Below are 16,975 nucleotides of genomic sequence, written 5' to 3' on the forward strand. Positions count from 1 at the left end.
CTACCTTTTTAAATTAATCGCCTCTTTAATAAGATCATCGCCCGTTGTAAAAGCTTTGGCGTTCATCGAGTAGCCGCGTTGCATTAAAATTAAATTAGTCAGGGAGTGCCCGGCATTGACATTGCTCGTTTCTAGGTATTTGTGCATCACCTTGCCAAATTTGAGCTTGCCATCATCGCGATCCCAGCCAATAATCGGGTTTCCGCTTAAAGGGGCGGCGCGCCCATTCACCGTGGCGTTTTGAATGTCAAAGAGATTACTCCCCACTTTTTTAAGCCCTTGATCATTGATAAAGGTTGCGATCCCCACACGTCCCATCGTCTCCAACGCGCCATTGGTAAAAATGAGATGAATCACCCCATCATCATCAATACGCATATTGGCTAAAAGCCCCTTAGGCTTACCATCTTGAGAGATTTGATAGATTTTAGAATCATCATAGGGCACATCACTAGAAGTGTAGTCATCGCTCTTATCAATGGAGTAAGTCAGTGGCGATCCCTTAAAATCTAGGGTTACTGGGTTGGCGTGCATTTTGCCCTCTTTATCAAAGGTTACGCTCTGTCTAACCGGCTTTGTCGTGATAGGGGTTCTATCGCGCACCTCAATAATCGAACTCTCCACATCCCATTTTTCCTGTGTTTTGGGATCGGCGGGGTCTTTGGAACTATTCATAAAAAAATCGCTCTTGAGCAGGTATTTTTGCCCTCCCTTGTCATAAATCTCAGCCGTGGTGCTATAAAAGGGGATACGAACTCCTACAGAATCCCGAGTTTCATTCTTTTTAAGAAACATCCCGTTAGCTGTCCAGCCTAATTTTTCAGCCATAGGTCCACGGATAGCCAAAGTGGCAGTCGGATCGCTAGGGTTTTTGATTTGCAAAAATAGGGCAGATTTTGTCTCTGTTGGGTCGCTCTTGCCAATGGTTAAATCCAAATTGAGCTTGCTTTTCAGCAGATTTTTTAAATCGCCCAAAGTGCGGAATTCATTTTTTTCAGGTCCACCCGTGCCATATTTAAACACCGTGTCCTGAGCTAAATCGCCCTTAACGATCATAATTTCTAATTCTCTGTGCATGGCTAAATCCAAAGGCTCGTTATCGTCATTGGCCAAAGCGTTAGCGTCCTGATTTAAAAAGCGATCTTGAATGACTTCTCCATTGTCATCTAAAAGATATTCCTCAGCGGGGCGCACATGGTTTTTAGCGTTCAAATTCAAGCTAATGTTTAGCTTGGTGGTTTGCACGGGTTGGTATTGGATGTCTTTGGGGAGGTAGAGCGTGCTCAATTTGCCACTCTTAAGGGCTTTGTCCTCCTCCTCCTTATTGCCAGCTGTCAACACCCCATTTTTGATTTTATGCAAATCCACCCCATAAACATAATAACCATGTGAATTGACAATGTAACCATCCGCATCGCGTAAAAAATTGCCATCGCGGGTGTAAAAATTCTCTTGAGCCTGCTGGTAGCCATCTTTATTAATTTGCATGCTCCCATTTTTATTAGGTCCTACAATGAACCATCCGCTCCCCTGATACGCCATATTAAAATCCGAGTCGCTGGGCATATACTCCCCATCCTTGCTAGAAATGGCATTTCCTCCCGCTGCAGCCCCATAGTTGCGATCGTTGGCTGTAACCGTGTTGCCTCCCAGTGTGTTTAAATGCGAGGCAAAGAGGGATTTAAATTCCGGATCGTTGCGGCGATAGCCCACGGTGTTGATGTTAGCGATGTTGTTAGAAACGCTATCAATTCCAAATTGGTGGGTCTTGATCCCTGAATAGGCGTTAAGAATGGTGTCATTCATGTCAAACTCTTCTCTTGTGGGTTGGGCTTAGGTGCTTTAGAGGCATTTAAAAGCGGGTTGGGAGTGTGTGGGGCAGATTTGGGCAATGCATTGGCTTTTTGGGGTGCAGATGGAGAAGTTTTAGAGGCTAGGGGGTTTTGGGTTGTCTTCTCTTGTGGGTTGGGGGTTTTGGGGTGTGGTGTAGCAGGATTGGTGCTAGAAGAGGCGATTGGGGCAGGCTTGTCCTCTTTTTTGGGGGGTGTGGTGGGCTTTTCTTGGAGTTTTGCCTGCACTAAGTGGGCTAAACTCTCATGCTGTTCTTGCTCATGGCGTGAATTGGGTTTGTCGTAAAATTCTAGCGCGCTATCCATAGGTAAAACCATCTCTCCCATGCGTAACATTGGCTTACCCTTGTTAAAAACCACGCTCTGCACCTCACCTCTACCAATGCGCGTGTGCAGGTATTTATTGCTACTAGGGTCTAAATTGTATTCGGCCATGATCTCATAAGTGCCCGGTTTGACCGGCTTGCCTTCTTGATTCAAGCCGTCCCACTCAAAATTCACATACCCCTGTTTGCCATTCTTATCTTTTAGTGAAAGAGTGCGCACGAGTTGTTTGTTTTGATCAAAAATTTGCACCCCCGGGTTACCCTCAGAGGCTTTAATGGGGCGATCAAAGTAAAGAGTAAAGTTTACCTTGCCCTTGCCCACATTGATTCCCTTGACATCGGTTTCTACAATTTTACCAATCATCGTAACACTATTGCGCCCGGAAGCCTCTGTTAGCAACGCACTAGCCTTAAGGCTATTGTCCATGCCCTTATCTAGGTGCTCCAAAGTGTCCTTAAGTTTGCCTTGAAAGTCTTTGAGCGATTGGTTGGTCTCCTTGCTTGATTGCATCGCATTGGCGACCTCTTTCATGGTCTTTTTGCTCTCCTCTTGCATTTCTACTTGGGTGAGCTGTGCGGTTTGTGTGATAATCTTATCTGTTTCCATAGGCGCGGTAGGGTCTTGGTTTTTAAGTTGCTCTAAAAACAACTTCATAAACGCGTCTTTGTCTAAGCCATTGGCGATCTTGGGCTCGTGTTTCTTTTTCTCCATCGCCGCCTTTGCCCCAGTTACTTCTGCTAAATCAATGGGCATGCCTCATCTCCCTTGATAATATAGGGGGACATTATACCCAATTAAGTTAAGCGTAAAGCCCTGCACTCTTTGGAGGCTCTAGGGTGGAGGGGGGTGGGTTTTCCTCTTTGCTGGAGGGTGGCGCGCTGGCTAATGTCCCTTGATGGGGCTGATCTTGTTGGGGGTTTTGCTGTTGTTGAGGGTTGTTGCTAAAACCCTGCCCATCTTGGGTTACAAAGCTCACATCCACATTATTAAAGCCCATTTGGGAGAGGTTTTGGCGTAATTCTGTGTTATGTGCAGAGAGCAGTGCGCTCACAGGCGCGCTAGAGGCCACACTCACTTGGATATTTTTCCCCACTTGCTGGATCACCACCTCCACCTTGCCCAATTTATCTGGGTGGAGCTCCATAGAAAGCTTATTGATGGGGGGCTTAAAATTTTGTAGCTCTTGTTTGAGCTCGGTAGCAAAATTCTTTAGAGTTTCTTTAATCTGGGGAGCTTTGGGGGTTTCCTTATCTGTATGATTAGAATGTTGGACATGTGTGTGGTTAGAACTCTCTTTGATGGCGATCTTAGATTCTTCTTTTTCCCCCTCTTGAGTGGGTTTATTAGCCATAGGTCCTTGTAGATGTGTGAGGGCGGTAGTGAGGGGAGTTGGGGGGAATTTTTCAAAGGCTTCTTTAAACGCCTGTTTAATCTCGCGATCGTTAGTGGCGTTGTCTTTAAAGTGTGGGTTTAGTGGTTTGTGCGGGGCATGTTTGGGATCTGTCTTGCTCTTAGCCATGGGTTGTGCGAGCAATTGACTTAGAGGCGTATGTTTTAGGTCAGCTTGTTTGTGCGCTTGGGTTTTTTGATCTATGGTGTGTTCTTTGGAAGCTTTGGTCTCTTTGGACTTGCTTAAAGAGAGTTTTTTATCCTTGAGAGATTTCATCTTGAGTAAACTCTGCGTAGAGAGAGGGGGTTTTTCTGTTTGTGCTTCTGCTTTAGGCGTGCCCTTTTCATGTTTAAGGGTGCTGAGTTTGAGCTTTTTGGCGTTGTCTAGCTTTTTAATGTCTCCTAGCGTAGGCTTTTCAAGATTCTCTTTTAAACCCTTAACGTCTTTTTTAACCTCTTTGGTTTCTGTGTGGGTTTTCTTGTTCAATTCAGGTAAGGGAATTTTTTTAGCATCTACAAGGGCGAGCAAATTAGGATCAAGTGCTTCTTTATCGTGCTTTTTTTTATTTTTAGCACTTTTGAGATCATGGGGGACTTCTGAGGCTTTGAGGGGCTTTAAACCTTTCTTTTTACCCTCTAAAAGGGCTTTAAACGCGCTTTTGTCTGTAAGCGCATCCTTGCCCCCCGCATGCGCCTTGCTATGTTTGGAGGAGGTTTTACTTGCCTCTAAGGTTAGAGGGTTGAGTGCCACGCCAATCCTTTGCTTTTTTAAAGAGGGGCAAGCAAAGATAGTGCCATTTTAAACGCGCTTTGGACTCACTCCACTCAAAATATCATGCAAAAGGCGTTTATCACGCGTAAAAAGAGGGGTGAAGAGTCCAGCAAGCGAACCCGCCACCACTAGCCACAGCCAAAAACGCGCCAAAGCACGCCAAAAACCTATCTTATTTCCATGTTTATCTACAAGGATCAAACCCACATAACGCCATCCGGGAGTTTGGCCACTTACACGCACAAATAACGCACTGATCAAGCCATAAACCCCCACGCAGGCTAAAATCGCACCTTGATGTTCTCTAAAACTCTGCGCTGACCCTAAGATCACATAGGTTACAAAATAAAGCAGTGGCGTGTAGAGCATGAAAATATCCACTAGCAAAGCCTTGAGGCGAGGCAGGGCATATAAAGCGCGGTAGGTTTGTAAAAACCTACTTTTCATTCCCGCGACTGCCCGGCTTAACGGGTTTGCTAGTTGCGCATAAAGGACAGGAATTGGGAGCATACATAGCAAAATCAAAATCTGCTAGAGAGAAAAAGGGTAAGTGCGTAGGGAGTTTGCAGGTGGCTTTAGAAGTGTTTTGTGTGCCATAGCGCGCACAAATCCCCCGATTAGCCAAACTGGCAAAGGCGATCACTTGCGCCCCTAAAGATTCCACGCACTGCATGGCCTCTAGGGCTGAACCCCCAGTGGTGACGATGTCCTCACAGATGAGAATACGCTCTTGTGCGCTGACCTCAAAACCTCGTCTTAAGGTCATTACCCCATTCACGCGCTCAGTGAAAATAAAGCGCACTCCCAGCGCGCGCGCCAATTCATAGCCGGCTAAAATCCCCCCCAAAGCCGGAGAGCAAACACTATCTACACAAACCTCCGCTTTTAAAATTTCCTTAGCGAGGGCTTGGGCAAGTTGTTGGGCTAATTTGGGGTCTTCAAGCACCTTGGCTGACTGCAGATAAAAATTAGAATGGTTGCCACTGCTTAAGAGAAAATGCCCCTCTAAGAGCGCGCCACAACTTTTATAAATGCTTTGAATATCCATGTCAAATCTTTAAAATCTCTTCTTCTTTGTGTTTGAGAACTTCCTCAATTTTTTTAATGGCGCTGTCAGTGATCTTTTGCACCTCAGCTAAAGCCTTCTTGCCTTGATCTTCGCTAATGGCCTTGTCTTTTTCTAGCTTTTTAATCTGGTTATTAGCGTCTTGGCGGATATTGCGCACGGCGACCTTAGCCTTTTCACCCATTCCTTTAGCCTCTTTAGCGATTTCTTTGCGTTGCTCTGAGGTCATGGGGGGGAAAAAGAGTTTCACACTCTCTCCATCATTATTAGGATTAGCTCCTAAATTTGCCTCTTGTAACGCGCGCTCAATATCTTTGAGCAAGTTTTTTTCCCAAGGGGTGATGCTCAAAGTGCTCGCATCGCTAGCAATCACTGAGCCCACTTGGTTAAGCGGGGTGGGCGTGCCATAATAATCCACGCGCACATTTTCTACTAAGCTAATAGAAACCTTGCCACTGCGCAAAGTGGTGAAATCTCTGAGTAAAGCCTCTAAACTTTTATGCATTTGATTTTGAGTTTGCTTGTAAATGGTATCTAACATTGTAATCCTTAAGGGGTGGTTTTTAGGGGGTTGGCTTTGGGAGCGTTTTGTAAAAGAGGGTTGCCTAAGGGGTTATTCAGGGGATTTTTAGGCGCATTGGGCACAGAGGGGATAAGTGGGGCAACTTTGGCGCTATCTAAAATACTGGTGTTGTATTCTTTATTGTAAAAATAACCTAAAGTGATCGTATTTGCTAAGAATAAAAAGCCTAAAAACATGGTCAATTTTGTCAAAAAGCTAGCCGGTCCCTTAGCTCCAAAGAGGGATTCATTACTCCCACTATAAGCTCCTAAACCAATGCTCGCGCTCTTTTGCAAAAGCACCACAACTACAATCAATAGGGATAAGATGATTTGCAAAACCAATAAAACACTGCTCATGAGTTCTCCATAGAAATAAACGCCCATCTTAGCAAATTTTTACTAAAATACGCTCATGCAAGTTAAAACCATCCGCCATTCTTTTAACAAAGCCGCCAAAACTTACGCCCGTTATGCCCGCGTGCAACAGCGCGTGATCCAACACCTTTTAAAAGAATGCTCTCCGGGATTTTATGAACGCATTCTTGATTTGGGCTGTGGAGAGGGGGGGGTTTTAAGGGAGTTGGAAAACTTTAAGATCAGCACAGCGGAGTTTATCGGGGTGGATAAGGCTTTGGGGATGTTGCAAGAACACCCGCGTGAGGGTGTGGGGGCGCATCGCGTGCGCTTAGTGCATGCAGATTTTGAACAGGTGGATTTGAGCGCTAGCCTTTGTATTGCTGCCTCCTCTCTGCAATGGGCGCAAAATCTTGAAAAACTTTGCGCGCAGTTGGCTAAACACTGCGATCATATCGCCCTCGCGCTCCACACCAACGCCAGTTTAAAAGAGCTTCATACCTTTTTAGGCACGCCCTCCCCGCTTAGAAGCAAGGCAGAGATTTTAAAAATCCTCCAAACACATTTTGCAGGTTTTCAATCCAAAATATGGATAGAAAAATTTCAAGAAAATTTTAACACGCGCGCAGAGTTTTTAGCCCACCTCAAGCACACGGGGCTATTAGGGGGGGGCTTGGATTTCAAGCGCGCCAAAGCGTTAAGATTGCACGCCCCCTACACTTTGCTAAGTTATGAAGTGGTCATGCTGGTAGGACAATCAAAGAAAGGACATTAATGAGAGAACGGGTATTTTCAGGCATACAGCCCACAGGGGGGATACATTTGGGCAATTATCTAGGGGCGATTAAGCAATGGGTGGAGTGGCAAGATCGCTATGAGAGTATTTTTTGCGTGGTGAATGCACACGCCATCACCACCCCCAAAGACCCTAAGATTCTCCATGAACAAACCTTGCAAATGGCGACTTTACTGCTGGCATGCGGGATTGATCCTAAAAAATCCAAGCTTTTTATACAAAGCCAAGTAGATTTACACGGGGCTCTGTGTTGGTTGCTTAATTGTGGGGTTTCTATGGGGGATTTGAGTCGCATGACTCAATTCAAAGATAAGAGTTTGAAGAGCAAGAGCCCTCTAGCTGGGCTTTTTAATTACCCGGTTTTGATGGCTGCAGATATTTTGCTCTATCAAGCTGATTGCGTGCCTGTGGGCGAGGATCAACAACAACACCTAGAGCTCACACGCGATATTGCCATGCGCTTTAATAAAAACTTTGGCACTTGCTTTAAAATCCCTAAGGCACTTATTGCACCTACTGGGGCGCGGGTGATGGGACTTGATGATCCTCTAGTTAAGATGAGCAAGTCGCATCCGGGCAATCTGCATGCCCTCTTTTTGCTAGACGATCCTAGCCTCATTGCCAAAAAGATCAAAAAAGCAGCCACCGATTCACTAGGCGTGTTGCGCTTTGATCCAAAACGCCCGGGCATTTATAATTTATTGCATATTTACGCCATTTTGAGCCAACAAACCCCAGAGCAAGTAGAACAAGCCTTTGAGGGGATGGGCTATGGCGCGTTTAAACAAGCCCTAATTGAGGTGGTGGTCGAGCATTTTAGACCCATTAGAGAGGCTTATGATCAATTATCTCAGGCGCAAGATCATGTCTTGCAAGTGCTCCAAGAGGGTTTAAGAGCCGTGCAGCCCATCGCCTCAGAAACTTACCAGCGGGCTAAAACTTTAATGGGCTTGTTGTGAAATTGCTCCTTATTCTGCTTGCCCTAGCTTTTTCTAGTCTGCAAGCCACCCCCTACATCGCGCTAGGTCAAGAATCCAAATACAAGGACCACTTCACCCATTTTGATTATGCTGACCCCAACGCGCCCAAAGGGGGCACTTTAAGAGACTATGCGCTAGGGACCTTTGATAGCCTCAACCCCTTTTTACTCAAGGGCACAAAGGCTAGCGGTTTAGAATTAGTCTATGACACCTTATTAGTCCAAAGTTTGGACGAACCCTACGCAGAATACCCCCTCATTGCCAATGATATTGAAGTGGCTAAGGATCATAGCTATGTGATCTTTGGGATCGACAAGCGGGCTAGATTTAGCGATGGTGTGCCCATTTTGGCTACAGATGTCAAATTCAGTTTTGACACTCTCATGCAAAAGGGGAGTCCGGTTCTTAGACAATACTATGGCGATGTGCAAGAGGCGGTTGTGCTTGATCCCTACCATGTCAAATTTGTTTTTAAAGACAAGACTAACACAGAACTCCCCTTGATCTTAGGGCAATTACAAGTCATTCCCAAACATTTTTTTGAAAAACATAGTTTTAGCGACCCCCTGCTCATTCCAGTTTCTAGCGGACCTTATGTAGTCAGCTCTTTTAAAGTGGGCAAGCAAATCACCTACACGCGCAACAAAAATTATTGGGCGCGCGATTTGCCCGCCATCAAGGGGCAGTATAATTTTGATCGCATTGTCTATGAATACTACAAGGACGACTCAGTAGCCCTGCAAGCCTTTTTAAGCGGAGCTTATGATTGGCGTTTTGAGAACACGGCAAAAGTGTGGGCAAGGGGCTATGTGGGCAAGGCTATTAAACAGGGCAAGATTCACATGAAAGCTTTTGCGCACTCTTTGCCCGCTGGCATGCAAGGGTTTTTTATGAACACCCGCAAGCCCCTTTTTAAAAATATCAAGGTGCGCGAAGCCTTGTTTTACGCCTTTGATTTTGAATGGGCGAATAAAAACCTCTTTTTTTCTCAGTATAAGCGCACCAATAGTTATTTTGCTAACTCTGTTTTTGCCTCTGAGGGCCTTCCACAAGGCGCAGAACTTAAAATTTTAGATCGCTACCGCCCACAGCTAGAAGCTTATAACCCTAGAATTTTTACCCAAGCCTACACCATTCCGCGCACAGATGGGGCACGCAAAGTGGGGGAAAATCTGCGCGAAAATCTCAAATACGCCCAAAAACTTCTGCATGATGCCGGCTATATTGTGGAGCATAACCAACTCATCAATGCTAAAACCCGCGCACCCTTTGAGTTCACACTCTTGCTCAAAAGTCAGGGGCTAGAGCGCCTAGCCCTAGCTTATGCACGCAATCTTAAAATTCTAGGAATCACCATGCATGTGCAAAAGGTGGATTTGAGCCAATACACCAACCGGCTTAAAAAATTTGATTATGATATGATTGTAGGAGTGATCGGGCAGTCTTTATTCCCGGGCAATGAGCAACGCTATTACTGGGGCAGTAGTAGTGCGGATCTAGCAGGGAGTCGCAATTATGCCGGGATTTCTAATCCAGTCATTGATGCCTTGATTGCATCTCTGATTAACGCGCCAGATAGGCAGAGTCAGATTAACTTTGTGCGCGCGCTCGATCGGGTCTTGCTTTGGGGCTTTTATGTCGTGCCTCAGCTTTATAGTTCGAGTTTTCATATTGCCTTTTGGGATAAAATTGGTATGCCCAAGATTTCGCCCCCTTATGGCTTTTCACCCATGCTGTGGTGGGATAAGACTTTGCAAAAAGGACATTGATGGCGCGCTACATCCTCAAAAGACTTTGGCTCATCATCCCCACTTTGCTAGGCATCATCACCATCAATTTTTTCATCATCCAAAGCGCGCCGGGGGGACCTGTGGAGCAGATGATGGCTAAACTTAACGGGGCGAATAATCAAGAAGCTAATAATAGTTCTATGAAAGAAAAACAATTCCAAGCGAGCCGTTACAAGGGCGCGGAGGGCATGGACGCTGCGCTGTATGCCGAACTCAATAAACTTTATGGTTTTGATAAGCCCATTTGGGCGCGCTATGTGGACATGCTCAAAAAATACTTGGTGTTTGATTTTGGGCAGAGTTTTTACCGCCAAATTAGCGTGATCGATCTCATTAAAGAAAAACTTCCCGTTTCAATTTCTCTAGGCTTTTTTAGCACCTTGCTTATCTATTTGATCTCAATCCCTCTAGGCATTTACAAAGCTAGACGCAATAATTCTAGCCTAGATGTGGCCAGTAGTGTGGTGATTGTGATTGCTAATGCCATTCCTGCCTTCCTCTTTGCTATTGTTTTAATTGTGCTCTTTGCCTCAGGGACTTATTGGCAGATTTTCCCCTTAAGGGGTTTGGTGAGTGAGAATTTTGAGAGTTTGAGCGCTTTAGCTAAGATCAAAGATTATCTATGGCATATCGCTTTGCCCGTAGTTTGTATGAGCATTGGGGGGTTTGCAAGCCTGACACTCTTAGTTAAAAACTCTTTTTTAGATGAAATGGGCAAGCTCTATATCTTATGTGCGCGCGCTAAAGGGTGCTCTGAGGGGCGCATTCTTTATGCCCATGTTTTTAGAAACGCGATGCTTCTAGTCATTGCCGGGTTTCCTAGCGCGTTTTTGGGCGTGTTTTTTAGTGGGAGCTTATTAATTGAGGTGATTTTTAGCCTAGATGGGTTAGGCTTGTTGGGTTTTGAGAGCATTGTCAATCGCGATTATCCGGTTGTGTTTGCCTCCTTGTATATTTTTACCTTGTTGGGCTTGGTGGTGAATTTGATAAGCGATCTGACCTATAGCTTTGTAGATCCAAGGATTGATTTTGATAAACGATAGGAATTGATGTGAATAATTTTAAGGTATTGAGACTTTATGGTTTAGCGAGCTTGTGGGTAGTGGGCTTGCTTGGGGTGTATGTAGGCGTATTTTTTCAAATACGCTCCACCGCAAACATACTTATCCCTCCTGCTACCCCCGTTCCCATTACCCCCATTGAGATAAAGCCCCCCACGCCCCCCGCTCAAGCCAAGACACAGACACCCCCCCCACCTCCTAAATCTGCTCCTAAATCTGCTCCTAAACCTTTGGAGAAAAAACCCCCTGTAGTAGAATCTACACCTCCCAAAGTCCTCCCACAAACACCACCCCCCCCAGCACCACCCTCCACACCTCCCACACCAACAGCCCCCGCTCCTCAACCCGTTGTAACGCCTCAAATCAAACCTATAAAACCGGAAACACCCAAGTTTAAAACCTACATTGTGGTTGTGAATGTCTTAAATGTGCGCGCCCTGCCCAATATCCATGCCCGGGTTACCCAGCAGTTAATGCATGCCCAAAAAGTGCAAGTGTTGGAGATCAAAGATGGTTGGGGGCGCACTAAGAGAGGTTGGGTGTTTTTAGATTACTTGGAAAGAGTGCCATGAAAGAGAAGTTTTTTGGGGTTTTTGGCAACCCGATCGCCCATTCTAAATCCCCTCTTTTGCACAATAAAGCTTTTGGGGACTTTGAAAAAGAGTTAGGTTTTAGGGGGCATTACCAAGCCATTTTATTAGAAGAGGGTAGCAGTCTTAAAGCGACATTTTTAGCATTAAATTTAAGCGGGGCGAATATCACTGCCCCCTTTAAAGAAGACGCTTATCATCTAAGCGATGTGCAAGAGGGGCAGGCCCAAGCAATCCAAGCTCTCAATACTTGGGTCTATGAAAAAGGACGCATAGTGGGGCGCACAACAGATATTGAGGGGTTTTATGCCCCCCTTAAAGAGAGAAACTTCAAGCCCCAAAAAGTCTTAGTGCTAGGAGCTGGGGGGAGTGCTCGGGCGGTGGTGGCCGGGTTGTGTGCGCAGGGGGTGGAGGTGCATGTTTTTAATCGTAGCTCTCAGAGGCTTGAAACTTTTTACGCGCAGGGCTTAACATGTTTTCACCCCCCGCACTTCCCTTTAGAGAGCTATGATTTATTGGTAAACACCACGAGCGCGGGGATGGACGGGGCAACTTATCCGCTTGATTTGGACATCCTTAAATCCCTTTTAGCTAAAGCGCACATGGCTTATGATTTGATTTACAGCGTGCAAACCCCGTTTTTAAGATTAGCTAAAGATATAGGCGCAGAGGTCTTAGATGGGCGCGCGATGTTCATCGCCCAAGCAGCTTTGAGTTTTGGCTATTTTTGCGCCCAAAAAATCCCTTATGCAGAGATTTTAAAGAGCATGCAAGAGGTCTTTTAACCTAGACAAAAGCCCGCTCAATTTGCTCACAAAGCAAATGGATCATCAAAATATGCATCTCTTGGATGCGCGGGGTGTCGTGGCTAGGAATAATGAGGTTATGATCGCATAGAGCGCGCATTTTGCCCCCATCTCTTCCACTAAGCCCCAGAGAGCTTAAACCCAGCTCCTGCCCCCTTTGCAGGGCTAAGAGCACATTTTCAGAGTTGCCACTGGTAGAAATCCCCACCAAACAATCCCCCTTTTGCCCCAAAGCCTCCACTTGGCGCGCAAAGACATGGGCATAGCCATAATCATTGCCAATGGCGGTTAGTGCTGAGGTGTCCGTGCTCAGAGCTATTGCTGGAAGTCCACGCCTCTCTCTTTTATAGCGACCGGTCAGCTCGGCAGCAAAATGTTGCGCATCAGCCGCACTTCCCCCATTCCCACAAATTAAAATCTTATGCCCGCCTTGCAACACAGAAACCAACTTTGAGGCGACTTTTTCTATCTCTGTGGCTAAATTTTGTAAGGTTTGTTGGGCAACTTCTAGGTGATCTTTAAATTCGGCATAAATCAATTCTTGCATTCCAATCCTTTAGAAAAGATGGGCAGATTATAGCACGCTAGGGGTGGGGATACACTTTATCATCACAATAGATTCTCTGGCGCTTTTCATCAAATTTGGGGCTTAGTAAATTTTTACTCTCTAAATGATCTTTAGTATGGATACCCACTAGAGGCAAGAGAGTGTGGATCAGATCATCGCTCATAAAAGGTCTATGCAACGCTTGGGCGAGTTGTTGCACTTTACTAGGGTGTTTTTGCTTAAAGAGATCGGTTACATAGATGATAAAGGGGATTTGCACGCCATAAATTGAGCAACGATGCCCATAAGTGTTGCCGCTCTCAAACATGTCTTGGGCGTGATCGGAGAGGTAGAGAATGAGCGCGTCTTTTTTTTCAAACAGCTTAAAGATTTGTCGCAAGACACTATCGGTGTAGTAAATGGAGTTGACATAATCGGCTAGGGTTTGTAACTGCGCCTTGTCTTTAATATGCAAGCCTTGAGTGGGGATTTGCGCGGGACTAAATTTAGCAAAACTTTTAGGGAAGCGTTCGTGATAGAGGATATGACTACCGATGAGGTGAAAAACAATGGCATTTTTAGCCCCAAGCTGGGGTTTAACCTTTTGCTCAAACAAATCTAACAAAGCTTGATCGCTGGTGTCTAAAGAGGAAGTTCTATAAAAACTCTCAAAGCGTTTAGGTAGAAGTTTATAGGCATTATTGGCTTGGGCAGGATCTTGATTAGTCAGCCAAAAGGTTTGATAGCCCGCTAATTTGAAAATATCCCCCAAACTTCTTTGAAAATACCATGGAGTGTGGCGATTTTCTACATCGCTGTAATTGAGCAAAGTCTGCAACACAGGGGCGGTGTTTGCAAAGGCGGAGATCGCATCTTCAAAGACAAATAAATTTTGCGATCTCTCTCTCTCTCTCTGTTTTTGAGGCTACTTAAAAAGGGTGTGTTGGGTAGAGCGTAGCCATAAACCCCCATGAAGTTCCTAGACACACTCTCACCCACAATTAAAACCACATAGGGCACACTCTCTTTGTCCACGCGCAGATAGTCTTTAGCAAAGGGGCGATCCAAGCTTTGGCGCGCTACTTGAGTGCTATAGCGCAGACTAAAATACAGGGCTCTAGCCTCTTTGATGAGGGGTAGAGTTTCCCAAACTTCTGGAGGACTCCAACCTGCCATCCCTCTTTGGGCAAATAGATAAGCGGTGCGTCCCATGTGCGCGCCCACGCCCAAGCTCATGAATACCAACAAAATTAAATGCACGCGCCTACTCAATTCCCATTTAAAACGCACAACATACAAAAACAGCACACAGAATGCTAACAGGGCTAAAAACAGCGCGCCATGGGGCAATACATGCGCTTTTAAAAACGCTAGGCTTTCATGGACATTGGTATCTTGCAAGGTCTCCATGAGAGCTTGGTTGATGTCCATATTGAAATAATACCCCATAAAAAAGCGCACAAACGCGCTAGCCAAACTCAAAACCAGCAAAATATTTTTACCCCACTCTCTAGCGCGCATGGGCAAAAAACTTAGCAGAGTGTAAGCCACATAGAAAAACACCGCGCTGTAAAAGCCATTCTTGGCGATCGCCTTGAGCGGGTAACTTAGATGGATATCTGGAGAAAACCCGCCCGCCAGCGCGAAGCTAAGCACGCAAAGAAAAAAGCGCGTATCTAAGACAACCACGCTAATTTTTACCGGCGATCTTAGCAATGGTTTGCGTGGTGGAATAACCCTTGACAAAATCGATCAAGACCACTTGATCGACCAAATCCCGCCCTATGACTTCTTTGTCTTTATAGTCTGCCCCCTTGACTAAAATATGGGGCTTGAGGGCTTTAATGAGCTCATAGGGGGTGTCCTCCTCAAAGATCACCACAAAATCCACACATTCCAAGCCAGCCAGCACCACCGCGCGCGCGTCTTGATCACAAATAGGGCGACTCTCCCCCTTTAAGCGGCGCACTGAAGCATCGCTATTCAGTCCCACAATGAGAATATCCCCTAATTTTTTAGCCTCTTGTAAATACTGCACATGCCCGCGGTGCAAGAGATCAAAACAGCCATTGGTAAAGACAATTTTTTTAGAGCGCATGGCGTGTAAAAGATGGCTAGCGCTAAGTTTGTCTAAGATTTTTTGGCCTTGATGGTGATAAGAGTGCAAAAAGTCCAGCACTTCTGCATAAGAGGCGCGCGCACTCCCCACCTTGCCCACCACCACCGCTGCTGCTGCATTAGCAAAGGTGCAGGCTTGCAAGATAGACACACCCACACTCAACCCAAAAGCCAAAGCGGCAATAACAGTGTCCCCCGCCCCGCTCACATCATAAACCTCTTTGGCAATGGTGGGGATTTTGAGCAAGCGATCCCCCTGCAAAAAAGCCATACCCGCTTCGCTCAAGGTGATCAGAGGGATAGAAATATGCAAATGGTCTTTAAAAAATAATAACGCTTCTTTTAAGCTCACATCGTCTGTAATCTCAATGCCCGTAGCCATTTGGGCTTCTTTTTTATTGGGCGTGATGAGGGTCGCGTGGGCGTATTTAGAATAATCTTTTCCTTTGGGGTCGCATAACACAAGTTTATTTTGTGCTTTAGCGTTGTGGATTAAGTTTTGGCAAAACTCTTTGTCTAAAACCCCTTTTTGGTAATCAGATAGAATCAAAACATCGGCTTCTTGCAAGAGGTTTTGGGCTATTTCTAGCAGGCGCGCGCGCAGATTTTCACAGATGGGGGTGCGCTTTTCTCTATCCACGCGCAAAACCTGTTGTCTTGAAATCATCACTCGGCTTTTTTGGCATGTAGGCCGTTGGGTGTCGCTTAAAACGCCTTGTGTATCCACGCCTAAACTTTGTAGATTTTCAAGAACGCGCGTTTTGCTCTCATCTTCGCCCACCACGCCACATAAGCTTACTTGCGCTCCTAGGGCCACTAAATTATCCACCACATTCCCCGCCCCCCCTAGTTTGTAGCTCTCCCTTTGCACTTCCACCACCTGCACGGGGGCTTCAGGGGAGAGGCGCTCACTCATTCCCCAAATGTAGTGATCTAAGATAATATCCCCCACCACGAGCACACGGGGAGTTTTAAGGGGTGTTAACAACCAGTTTTGCATGCTAGCTCTTTAATCACGGGAATGTATTCCTTAATTCCTTCTTCTAGGTTGTAGCGGGGCGTGTAGTCTAAATCATTGCAAGTCGCCTCAATGTCCGCGCAAGTGTGGTTTTGAAAAAAGGGGTAAGGGTTTTTAATGTAGGTGGTTTTAAAATCGCCTAGATGTTGTTTGAGAATTGCCACAATGTCATTATAACTGCGAGCCACTCCACTCCCTACATTGTAAACCCCACTTCTAGGGGCTTCTATCGCTTTGACATTTGCCGCAATCACATCTTCAATGTAGACAAAATCGCGTTTTTGCTCCCCAAATTCAAAGAGTTTTACCTCTTGATCTTGCAAGGCCTGCAAGCCTAGCTGTAAGATCATCGAAGCGGTTTTGTGCTTGTAAAATTCCCCCGGACCATAGACATTAAAATAACGCAAGCCGATAATGCGCCCGTAACTCTCTTGGGCAAAGGCCTGCGCACTCTTGTCCATGCACAATTTGGAAAAACCATAGACATTTTCAGGCACTTCGCCAAACCCTACGCGATTGGGTGCTGGGGTGTTGCCATAAACCCCGGCTGAGGAGGCATAAATCACTCTGGCGTCCTTTTTATCGGCGATTTTGAGCAACTTCATAAAAGCTTGGTGGTTGGTGCGCATCACTAATTCTTGATTTTGCTGTGTGGTGTCTGAGATAGCGGCTTGATGAAAAAGGTAGTCAAAGTCAATTTTTTTTAGCGCGCTCAAGTCGTGGTTGATGTCCGCAGTGATGATCTCCCCATGAAAATTGAGCAAATTCTTAAAATGTCCCAAGCTGTCGCTAGGAGGGGTTTGATCTCTGAATTTGTCTAGGACAATCACATTGGCATTAGGGTGGTGTTTTTGAAAATAGAGCGCGAGATTGCTCCCAATAAAGCCCGCCCCTCCTGTGATCACAATGGTTTTGTTGTCTAAACTAGAAGTGATGTAGGGCATATC

At 45.7% G+C, this 16,975-nt stretch carries 17 protein-coding genes and 1 pseudogene; 6 read left to right on the forward strand and 12 right to left on the reverse strand.

Features of this window, described 5'->3' with window-relative positions:
- The 7 genes and pseudogenes from HFELIS_RS05015 to secG all read right to left on the reverse strand — a co-directional run.
- Positions 1-1,806, reverse strand: a complete 1,806-nt coding sequence (locus tag HFELIS_RS05015; RefSeq protein ID WP_013469453.1) for a flagellar hook-basal body complex protein — start codon at positions 1,804-1,806, stop codon at positions 1-3.
- Positions 1,803-2,930: a flagellar hook assembly protein FlgD gene (gene flgD, locus HFELIS_RS05020; protein ID WP_013469454.1), complete on the reverse strand. Its 1,128-nt coding sequence runs from the start codon at positions 2,928-2,930 to the stop codon at positions 1,803-1,805. The genes HFELIS_RS05015 and flgD overlap by 4 nt, the downstream gene beginning before the upstream one ends.
- A 46-nt stretch (positions 2,931-2,976) precedes the next feature.
- Positions 2,977-4,317 carry a flagellar hook-length control protein FliK gene (gene fliK / locus HFELIS_RS05025; protein WP_013469455.1) on the reverse strand — a complete coding sequence of 447 codons (1,341 nt, stop codon included), beginning with the start codon at positions 4,315-4,317 and terminating at the stop codon, positions 2,977-2,979.
- A 48-nt stretch (positions 4,318-4,365) separates the two neighbouring features.
- A complete protein-coding gene (locus HFELIS_RS05030) occupies positions 4,366-4,785 on the reverse strand; it encodes an RDD family protein (protein ID WP_013469456.1) in 420 nt (139 codons plus the stop codon).
- Positions 4,775-5,386, reverse strand: a complete 612-nt coding sequence (pyrE, locus tag HFELIS_RS05035; RefSeq protein WP_013469457.1) for an orotate phosphoribosyltransferase — start codon at positions 5,384-5,386, stop codon at positions 4,775-4,777. Before pyrE ends, HFELIS_RS05030 begins: the two co-directional genes overlap by 11 nt.
- Position 5,387: 1 nt before the next feature.
- Positions 5,388-5,945: a ribosome recycling factor gene (gene frr / locus HFELIS_RS05040; protein WP_013469458.1), complete on the reverse strand. Its 558-nt coding sequence runs from the start codon at positions 5,943-5,945 to the stop codon at positions 5,388-5,390.
- An 11-nt stretch (positions 5,946-5,956) separates the two neighbouring features.
- Positions 5,957-6,325: pseudogene (secG, locus tag HFELIS_RS05045) on the reverse strand (preprotein translocase subunit SecG); the annotation flags it as partial.
- Between the two features lie 55 nt (positions 6,326-6,380).
- Between secG and HFELIS_RS05050 the strand changes: the two are divergent.
- From HFELIS_RS05050 to HFELIS_RS05075, 6 genes are read left to right on the forward strand one after another with little or no spacing between them, the layout of a single operon-like run.
- Positions 6,381-7,097, forward strand: coding sequence for a methyltransferase domain-containing protein (locus HFELIS_RS05050; RefSeq protein WP_013469460.1), 717 nt, complete (start codon positions 6,381-6,383; stop codon positions 7,095-7,097).
- Entirely contained in the window at positions 7,097-8,077 is a 981-nt protein-coding gene (gene trpS, locus HFELIS_RS05055; RefSeq protein WP_013469461.1) for a tryptophan--tRNA ligase, read from the forward strand. Before HFELIS_RS05050 ends, trpS begins: the two co-directional genes overlap by 1 nt.
- Positions 8,074-9,867 carry an extracellular solute-binding protein gene (locus HFELIS_RS05060; RefSeq protein WP_013469462.1) on the forward strand — a complete coding sequence of 598 codons (1,794 nt, stop codon included), beginning with the start codon at positions 8,074-8,076 and terminating at the stop codon, positions 9,865-9,867. The genes trpS and HFELIS_RS05060 overlap by 4 nt, the downstream gene beginning before the upstream one ends.
- A complete protein-coding gene (locus HFELIS_RS05065; protein ID WP_013469463.1) occupies positions 9,867-10,931 on the forward strand; it encodes a microcin C ABC transporter permease YejB in 1,065 nt (354 codons plus the stop codon). The genes HFELIS_RS05060 and HFELIS_RS05065 overlap by 1 nt, the downstream gene beginning before the upstream one ends.
- Before the next feature lie 8 nt (positions 10,932-10,939).
- A complete protein-coding gene (locus HFELIS_RS08515) occupies positions 10,940-11,521 on the forward strand; it encodes an SH3 domain-containing protein (RefSeq protein WP_013469464.1) in 582 nt (193 codons plus the stop codon).
- Positions 11,518-12,324 carry a shikimate dehydrogenase gene (locus HFELIS_RS05075; RefSeq protein WP_013469465.1) on the forward strand — a complete coding sequence of 269 codons (807 nt, stop codon included), beginning with the start codon at positions 11,518-11,520 and terminating at the stop codon, positions 12,322-12,324. Before HFELIS_RS08515 ends, HFELIS_RS05075 begins: the two co-directional genes overlap by 4 nt.
- Position 12,325: 1 nt before the next feature.
- On the opposite strand, the gene gmhA is transcribed toward HFELIS_RS05075, so the two are convergent.
- The 5 genes from gmhA to rfaD are packed head-to-tail and all read right to left on the reverse strand — an operon-like array spanning position 12,326 to position 16,972.
- Positions 12,326-12,892 (reverse strand): D-sedoheptulose 7-phosphate isomerase, encoded by a 567-nt coding sequence (gene gmhA / locus HFELIS_RS05080; protein WP_013469466.1) that lies wholly within the window; start codon positions 12,890-12,892, stop codon positions 12,326-12,328.
- Positions 12,893-12,929: 37 nt separating this feature from the next.
- On the reverse strand, positions 12,930-13,733 hold the full coding sequence (locus HFELIS_RS09350; RefSeq protein ID WP_013469467.1) for a phosphoethanolamine transferase: 804 nt from the start codon (positions 13,731-13,733) through the stop codon (positions 12,930-12,932).
- Positions 13,700-14,581, reverse strand: coding sequence for a phosphoethanolamine transferase domain-containing protein (locus tag HFELIS_RS09355; RefSeq protein WP_013469468.1), 882 nt, complete (start codon positions 14,579-14,581; stop codon positions 13,700-13,702). Before HFELIS_RS09355 ends, HFELIS_RS09350 begins: the two co-directional genes overlap by 34 nt.
- Position 14,582: 1 nt before the next feature.
- The gene (rfaE1, locus tag HFELIS_RS05095) at positions 14,583-16,010 is read right to left on the reverse strand and encodes a D-glycero-beta-D-manno-heptose-7-phosphate kinase (RefSeq protein WP_013469469.1); all 1,428 of its coding nucleotides are present in this window, start codon (positions 16,008-16,010) and stop codon (positions 14,583-14,585) included.
- Positions 15,992-16,972, reverse strand: a complete 981-nt coding sequence (rfaD, locus tag HFELIS_RS05100) for an ADP-glyceromanno-heptose 6-epimerase (RefSeq protein ID WP_013469470.1) — start codon at positions 16,970-16,972, stop codon at positions 15,992-15,994. The genes rfaE1 and rfaD overlap by 19 nt, the downstream gene beginning before the upstream one ends.
- Positions 16,973-16,975: the final 3 nt, after the last annotated feature.

The sequence above is a fragment of the Helicobacter felis ATCC 49179 genome, from assembly GCF_000200595.1.
Taxonomy (GTDB): Bacteria; Campylobacterota; Campylobacteria; order Campylobacterales; family Helicobacteraceae; genus Helicobacter; species Helicobacter felis.

Coding starts and splice junctions, on each gene's coding strand:
- frr (WP_013469458.1), bottom strand. CDS start 5,945: ATGTTAGATACCATTTACAAGCAAACTCAAAATCAAATGCATAAAAGT.
- HFELIS_RS05030 (WP_013469456.1), bottom strand. CDS start 4,785: ATGAAAAGTAGGTTTTTACAAACCTACCGCGCTTTATATGCCCTGCCT.
- flgD (WP_013469454.1), bottom strand. CDS start 2,930: ATGCCCATTGATTTAGCAGAAGTAACTGGGGCAAAGGCGGCGATGGAG.
- gmhA (WP_013469466.1), bottom strand. CDS start 12,892: ATGCAAGAATTGATTTATGCCGAATTTAAAGATCACCTAGAAGTTGCC.
- HFELIS_RS05050 (WP_013469460.1), top strand. CDS start 6,381: ATGCAAGTTAAAACCATCCGCCATTCTTTTAACAAAGCCGCCAAAACT.
- pyrE (WP_013469457.1), bottom strand. CDS start 5,386: ATGGATATTCAAAGCATTTATAAAAGTTGTGGCGCGCTCTTAGAGGGG.
- HFELIS_RS05015 (WP_013469453.1), bottom strand. CDS start 1,806: ATGAATGACACCATTCTTAACGCCTATTCAGGGATCAAGACCCACCAA.
- HFELIS_RS05075 (WP_013469465.1), top strand. CDS start 11,518: ATGAAAGAGAAGTTTTTTGGGGTTTTTGGCAACCCGATCGCCCATTCT.
- rfaE1 (WP_013469469.1), bottom strand. CDS start 16,010: ATGCAAAACTGGTTGTTAACACCCCTTAAAACTCCCCGTGTGCTCGTG.
- trpS (WP_013469461.1), top strand. CDS start 7,097: ATGAGAGAACGGGTATTTTCAGGCATACAGCCCACAGGGGGGATACAT.
- rfaD (WP_013469470.1), bottom strand. CDS start 16,972: ATGCCCTACATCACTTCTAGTTTAGACAACAAAACCATTGTGATCACA.
- HFELIS_RS05065 (WP_013469463.1), top strand. CDS start 9,867: ATGGCGCGCTACATCCTCAAAAGACTTTGGCTCATCATCCCCACTTTG.